This window comes from Mycobacterium sp. pV006 (assembly GCF_041287115.1).
Classification (GTDB): domain Bacteria; phylum Actinomycetota; class Actinomycetes; order Mycobacteriales; family Mycobacteriaceae; genus Mycobacterium.
In genome coordinates, this window is sequence record NZ_JBGGKT010000053.1 from 1 (window position 1) to 1,074 (window position 1,074).

Genomic DNA, 1,074 nt, shown 5'->3' on the forward strand with positions numbered 1-1,074 from the left:
TGTTCTTCACGGGTAGGTTGTGAACGCGTAGGCGCTCGATTGGTGTCATTCCGCCGATGCCGGTGTGGGGTCGGTGGTGATTGTAGTGATGCAGCCAGTGCTGGTAGGTTCCGGCGCGTTCGGCCTCAGAGCGGTAGGTCTGCGCATAGGCCCATTCGGTGGTCAGGGTGCGGTTGAATCGCTCGACTTTGCCGTTGGTCTGTGGCCGGTAGGGCCGGGTCCTCTTGTGGGTGATGTCGGGGCCGAGCGCTTCAGCGAAATTCTTTGACCGGTAACAGGATCCATTGTCGGTCAACACTCGTTTGACGGTGATGCCGTGGTCGGCGAAGAACGCGTTGGCGCGTTTCCAGAATCCCGCGGCGGTTTCTTTGCGTTCGTCGGTGAGGTCCTCGGAGTAGGCCAGCCGGGAGTGGTCATCAACGGCGTGGTGCAAGAACGTGTATCCCATGCCGCAGCGGTTGCGCCGGCCGGCTTGGCGACCCAGCTTGCGATGGCCGCCCCCGTCGGGGATGCGGCCCAGTTTCTTGACGTCGACATGGACCAAGTCGCCGGGAGCCGGGTGCTCATAGCGGCGGGGTTTGGGCCGGCGTACCGGTAACCCGGTGTTTTGGTCCAGGTGCCGCAGCAATGGCATCCGGTAGCGGCGCAGCACCGCCTCAACGGTCGAGCGTGGCAGGTGCAGGTAAGCGGCGATGCGATGTGGGCCCCAGCGCCGGGTGAAGCGCAGGTTGACGATGCGCCGCTCACGTCGTTTCGGCAACCGCAACGGACTGCGATGCGGCCGGCTGGGCCGGTCTACCATCGCTGCTTCGCCACCGTCGCGATAACGGTCGGCCCATTTCTTGGCTGTGGCCACCGAACATTGGAACCGCTCAGCCGCGCGCCGCAAACTCCAGCCCTGATCAACAACCGCCTGCGCAAGCCGCAACCGCCCACGAGGAGTCAACGAAGCATTAGCGTGGACCATGAGGACCTCTCGGTAATCGGATGTGCGTGTTTGGTAACCACACCGATACCGGAGGTCCTCACCTACTTCCGCTCACCACGCCGTTCACAACCTGTCTGGGAGTTACA

At 63.3% G+C, this 1,074-nt stretch carries 1 protein-coding gene; it reads right to left on the reverse strand.

Annotated elements, in window-relative coordinates:
- A partial coding sequence (locus ACAG25_RS24750) for an IS481 family transposase (protein WP_064917836.1) occupies positions 1–967 on the reverse strand: 967 nt, incomplete at its 3' end.
- Positions 968–1,074 lie beyond the last annotated feature (107 nt).